This is a genomic window from Flagellimonas lutimaris, assembly GCF_051494225.1.
GTDB lineage: Bacteria > Bacteroidota > Bacteroidia > Flavobacteriales > Flavobacteriaceae > Flagellimonas > Flagellimonas lutimaris_A.
Genome location: NZ_JBNPYE010000011.1, coordinates 91,915 through 98,035 on the forward strand (window position 1 = coordinate 91,915; position 6,121 = coordinate 98,035).

Consider the following 6,121-nt stretch of genomic DNA (forward strand, 5'->3'; position numbering starts at 1 on the left):
CACAAATATAATGAGAACTTAGGTTCAAAATAAAAAAAGCCCCGTGAAATCACGAGGCTCTTAACATAGTTTTTTCTTTTACTATTTTCCTTTGATATTTTCTTTGAACTTATCAAAGTCCGACTTCTCTTCTTTCTTAGGCCAAGAGTTATTGGTAGTGTCGATATCGGCAGTTTCCAATTTTGGATCTACTACGATTCCTACCAATTCTTTTTCTGTAGCCATTACTCTTTTTACTTCAGCATCATTCTTTCTCCAAATTTCTGGAGGATAGGTAACGCTTTCGGTTGTGCCATCGGCATAGGTATACTCCACAATCAATGGCATTGGAATGCCTCCTGGCTTGTCAAAAGTAATTTCGTAGAAATACTTGGGCTCCTTAACCTGAGCTCTTTCGGCCTCGGTCATATTGTCCATCATGAATTCCTTCAAGTTTTGGGAAGTCTCTGTTGGAGATTTTCCTTTAAGTTCTGGAGCAAAATCTTCGCTATCCTCTTCCGCCAAGTAAACCAATGGTGGTAAATCAGCCTCGGTAAGATTTCTATCGGCCATGTATTTTTCCATTTCCTTGGTCGGTTTGTTGGACACGTAGTACTTTTTAACTCCTTTTACACCTATGTCAACATAATCGGTAGTGTAGAACCATCCTCTCCAGTACCAATCCAAATCCACTGCAGAAGCATCTTCCATAGTACGGAAGAAATCCTCTGGGGTCGGGTGTTTAAACATCCAACGTTGTGCATAGGTTTTAAAGGCATGGTCGAACAACTCCTCACCCATTACTGTTTCCCTTAAAATATTAAGGGCAGTCGCAGGTTTACCATAGGCGTTTGGCCCAAGTTGGTATACATTTTCCGGGTTGGACATAATGGGCGAGATAAAACTTTGATCTCCGCTCATATAAGGAACAATTTTTGAAGGCTCACCTCTTCTTGAAGGGTATTTTTCGTTCGGAGCAATAACTTCTGGATTGTTTTTCCCAAAATCCTGCTCTGCCAAATACTGCATAAAGGTATCCAAACCTTCATCCATCCATCCCCACTGGCGCTCATCGGAATTAACGATCATTGGGAAGAAGTTATGTCCTACTTCGTGGATAATCACACTGATCATACCATATTTTGTTCTGTCGGAATAGGTACCGTCTTCGTTAGGACGACCATAGTTCCAGCAAATCATCGGGTATTCCATACCTTGGTTTTTGGCATGAACTGAAATTGCCTTGTGATAAGGATAATCAAATGTATGTTCTGAGTAAGTATTCAAGGTTTGTGCCACAGCTTTGGTAGACATTTCTTCCCAAAGTGGGTTACCTTCTTTTGGATAAAGCGATACTGCCATTACATCTTTGCCTCCGATTTTAACGGCTTGCATGTCCCAGATGAATTTTCTGGAAGTGGCAAAGGCATAATCCCTAACATTGGTAGCTTTAAACTTCCAAGTTTTGGTATCGGTAGAGAAACCTTTTTCAGCGGCTTCGGCTTCTTCTTGGGTTACAATGATTACAGGTTTGTCGTAAGATTTTTTAGCCTGCTTGTAACGCTTCATCATATCTTTGGAGAATACATCATCACGGTTTTGAAGTTCTCCTGTCCCATCCAAAACATGATCTGCAGGAACGGTAATGCTCACATCGTAGTTACCAAATGGCAATGCGAACTCTCCGCTTCCCCAGAACTGATGGTTTTGCCATCCTTCTACATCACTGTAAACAGCCATTCTTGGGAAGAACTGTGCAATTACGTAAGCACGGTTTCCATCTTTTGGGAAATACTCATATCCCGAACGTGCCCTGTTTACGGTATGATCAGGAATATTGTACCACCATTTGATAGAGAAAGAAATATTCTCACCACTTTTAAGTGCTTGTGGAATATTGATACGCATCATGGTTTGGTTGATGGTATAAGACAATGGTTTTCCACTATCATCTTTTACCGATTCAATATTGAAACCACCATCGAAAGGCTCGTTAATGTATGCTTCGGTGAAGTTACCTGCTGTATAAGCAATATTTACACCGTTTCCATTACGTAGTGGTGACTTGGAATCCTTCGCACGTACATTTTGGTCCAATTGTACCCAAAGAAATTCTAAATCATCTGGTGAATTGTTGTGGTAAGTAATGGTTTCCTCACCATTAATTTTGGCATTTTTATCATCTAGGTGGATGTCCATGACATAATCCGCCTGTTGTTGATAATAATCTGGACCGGGTGCGCCAGAAGCGGACCGGTAAGTGTTTGGAGAGGAAAATTCCTCGTACAATTGTTTAAATTTACTTTGGTTGTAGTGACCGGGCTCCCGTTCTTCTTTAACGTCTCCCTCTTCTTGAGCCATAACCACGGCTCCAAAAAGGAACAACAGGGAAGCTAAGCAATACTTGAATCTGTTCATTTTCTATCTGATTTTATAACGGTGAAAAATAACATATTTTAACCAAATGTTAAGAATACGTCATAAGTTTAACATTCCTTTATTGTTCTCCCTGATCAACACAAAACTTTTTTTGTTCCCGTTCCACTTTACATGGACCACGTTTTGCTGTTCATCAAACAAATCGGTCAGCACCTCATTCTGCACTGACATGGTTCTTACTTCGGATAATTTTACGTTGGGAATTTCCAGGTAGCAGATCACCACATCGGTATCGTACCTTTTTCCAAGAAAGTTGTACGGTACAACCTTCCCGTCCAATTCGACCACGAATTTTGACCTAAAATATTTTTCGATGTACTCATCGGCTATTTTGGATTCTTTTGGAGTGGCCAGTTTGGCCTCGATGCCATAACGTTCTTTAAGAAGTTTATCGAGGTCGTCTATAAAGATCCGACTGGTAATCTGGAAAGCGCTGTCTTCTTCCGAATAAACCATATTGGTAACGCTTACATAAAATTTATGGGCGGATGAGAAAGACATAAATAAAAGCATTGCCAAAGGCAAAATCAACATTTTTGCTTTTTTCAGTTTCATCATGTGTTATTAGACTTTAATTGTGCAACAATGTTACAGTTTTATGATTCTTTCTGCAATTTACCTGCCAAACTATTTTTCAGACATCAGACATCAGACATCAGACATCAGACATCAGACATCAGACATCTAAAGAAATCAATCCAAGTTGTTGTTTTCGCGATAAGCTCTGCTTTTCTGTACCATCACATCCCATATCCTCAATTTATCCTGTGAATTCACAGCAGCCTGAAAAGTTTCGTCCACTTCACAGAAATACATGAAATCATCAATTTTTTCCATGGGGATTTTTAAGGTAGTTACAAAAAGTGAATCAGCATAATATCCCTGAACGCGCTGTGTCTGCGCGTAACTCTTGTCCACTTTCACCCTGTTTTTTAGCATTTTGGTGCGACCGGTAATCGCATTGATAAGTGGGTCGATGGGTGGATTCAATAGCATTCCCACGTTGAACTTTCCTGCAGTTGCTTGTTTCAGCCTTCGCTCATTTTGAGTAGGCACCCGTTGGTGGGCATTGGGCAAATTCAATGCTTCCGCGCTCACATCTTTTTCCAAGGTGACCCTATCTATATCTTTACTTAAGTCCCCGGTTAAATCATATGGGCTTACGACCACTTCCTTTAATTGGTTCACAAATTCCTGCATGGGCACTTCTACAAAGTTGGATTGGAACAATGCTTTGGAAACTGGTATGGATTTCCGTAAAAAATGTACTGCGGAGAACACCAAGGTATCATTTACCCGGACTCGAATAGAAAAGTTGCCTTCCAAATCGGTGATAACGGCATCCTTTGTGGTAATATTCTGAACCACTACACCTACAACATCCTTGTCCGTACTGGTAACTCTTCCCTGCAATACTTTGCCATCACCCTCTTGGGCAAAACCCCATTGGGCGGAGAAAATCACCAATGCAATAAAGAATTTTTTCATTCCTCATTTAAAGTTGCCAAATACTCTTTGCTTTGGGTAACCAGAAAATCTATTAATTGAAATTCGTTTTCTTTTCTGAGCAAGGTCTGCGAAGGAACCTTGTCGTCGCAATACAAAAGAAATGCGTCAATTTTGTCCTGTGGCAACCTAAGGTCAACTACAAAAAACTCATCGTCATACACATGTCGAAGCACTTCGCTCACCTTTAACGGAGCTCTTTGTTGCCCGTTGACCTCTTGTGATTTAAACAATGCTTTGAAGATATTCACAAAGTTAAGACCATCCTTCATACCTCGCGTAACCCTGGAGTTTGCAATATTTTCCACTTCGGTGCCCCTATCTATTTCGTAGTTGAACTCCTTTAAATCTTCGTTTTTTACCTGTAGGAACCTTTCTTGGTTTTCCGGGGTAACTACCACCTCGTCCAACTCTTGCACCTTTTCCGTTACTTCCACCACCAAACGATTGTTCGCCAATATTTCGGAGGTAATGGTAACCACCTCCAATTGGTAGTTTACCGCGGTAAACACCAACTGGTCTCCCTCTTGTACCGCTATCACAAACTCTCCATTATCGTTGGTAATCGTAGCATGTCCACTAGTGGAATTGATAACATTCTCATTAGGAACATTTGAACTCCTGTAGAGCACCTTGCCCCTGAGCATTTGGCGCGAATCCTGTGCCAAGGACCAACCCGACACAAGTAAAGAGAACAATATCAAAAAAATATTTTTCATTTTAATGTATTTAGCACAAGTTAAAGAAAACCCTTGGAGCTCGTAAAAAAAATTAAGCCGTTCTAAACTTTTGTTAATTCTAATCCTACAAATATACCAAAGCGAATTCCATTCACCCTTGAATTACGTGTTTTGGCGGTATTTATTAAAAAAATTAAAACATAAGGTTAGTTTTGTTTATTACGTTTGGAAATCCTCAAATAACAAACATTGTGAAAACTTCAATTGTATCCTTGATCATTGGCCTACTCTTGATCAACACGCTGAACGCTCAGGTAAAAATCGGGAACAACCCGCAAAACTTGGACCCCGCCTCTGTACTTGAACTGGAAAGCACAACCCGTGTATTGGTAATTACCAGAGTGACCGACGCCCAAATGAGCATGATCAACCCATTGCCCGGCGCCATGGTCTACAACACCGATCAAGAGTGTCTGCACTATTACAATGGAACGGAGTGGATCAACATCTGCGAAGAACTCGACAACTCCTTTACGGTAAGTACCAGAGCGGATTATTTAAGTCTACTCAACCCACAAGCAAGGGACAGCACCGTTGTTATTACCCAAACCAACAATCCAGATGGCAGCGTCAATTACAATTATGAAGTGGGACAGATCACTGGGGCAAATATTGTAACCCAGTCTATAAATGCTGACTCAAAAATCCAGCCTACATCGATTACCACGGGGCTTTTGGCTCCCAAATCGGTAACCATCGGCAAATTAGCCGATGCTACCGGTGGGCAACCTGGAGACATTTTCCAATGGAACGGAAGCCAATGGACCTTGGTAAACGAATCCGTATTGGGGATTACGGAGAAAGATAGTATTGTTGGGAACGAAATAGTAGGCCCTTTTGATACAACCTTGGAACGATTAGGTGCGGGTTCCGAGGCAGACCCTTATACTTTGGATGTTGCACCTTTAGGTATTGACACCCCTGAATTAGCAGATGATGCGGTGACAACACTAAAAATCTCGGATGGAAACGTCACCAATGCAAAGCTTGACAAAACAAACATTCCCTTGAGTGGATTTGGAGCTGCGGCGGCCGATGTTGATTTAGGCAACCAAAGCATATTTAATTTGGCAGACCCAACAAATCCACAGGACGCCGCAACAAAAAACTACGTCGACACCGAGATCACGAACAACGCAGCTGATGGAACTGAGACAATCGTTACGGGGGCAGGGATAAATACCGTCACAGGCGACGGTTCAACGGCAACCCCATATGTGGTAACCGCAACGGAGGCCCAGGACCTAACAGATGTTCTTACATTGGACCCAAGTGCGGGAAACAACGCGATAACCGATGTGACCGACCCCACCAACCCACAGGACGCCGCAACAAAAAACTACGTCGACACCGAGATCACGAACAACGCAGCTGATGGAACTGAGACAATCGTTACGGGGGCAGGGATAAATACCGTCACAGGCGACGGTTCAACGGCAACCCCATATGTGGTAACC

At 41.9% G+C, this 6,121-nt stretch carries 4 protein-coding genes and 1 pseudogene; 1 reads left to right on the forward strand and 4 read right to left on the reverse strand.

Features of this window, described 5'->3' with window-relative positions:
- Positions 1 to 81 precede the first annotated feature (81 nt).
- The 4 genes from ACQQ5U_RS17305 to ACQQ5U_RS17320 form a co-directional block, all read right to left on the reverse strand.
- A complete protein-coding gene (locus ACQQ5U_RS17305) occupies positions 82 to 2,397 on the reverse strand; it encodes a M1 family metallopeptidase (RefSeq protein ID WP_437399451.1) in 2,316 nt (771 codons plus the stop codon).
- A 60-nt stretch (positions 2,398 to 2,457) separates the two neighbouring features.
- Positions 2,458 to 2,976, reverse strand: coding sequence for a DUF6702 family protein (locus ACQQ5U_RS17310; protein ID WP_437399453.1), 519 nt, complete (start codon positions 2,974 to 2,976; stop codon positions 2,458 to 2,460).
- Between the two features lie 135 nt (positions 2,977 to 3,111).
- Positions 3,112 to 3,906, reverse strand: coding sequence for a hypothetical protein (locus tag ACQQ5U_RS17315; protein WP_437399454.1), 795 nt, complete (start codon positions 3,904 to 3,906; stop codon positions 3,112 to 3,114).
- Positions 3,903 to 4,643, reverse strand: a complete 741-nt coding sequence (locus tag ACQQ5U_RS17320; protein ID WP_437399455.1) for a carboxypeptidase-like regulatory domain-containing protein — start codon at positions 4,641 to 4,643, stop codon at positions 3,903 to 3,905. The genes ACQQ5U_RS17315 and ACQQ5U_RS17320 overlap by 4 nt, the downstream gene beginning before the upstream one ends.
- Before the next feature lie 212 nt (positions 4,644 to 4,855).
- On the opposite strand from ACQQ5U_RS17320, the pseudogene ACQQ5U_RS17325 reads away from it, so the two are divergent.
- Positions 4,856 to 6,121: pseudogene (locus ACQQ5U_RS17325) on the forward strand (hypothetical protein); the annotation flags it as partial.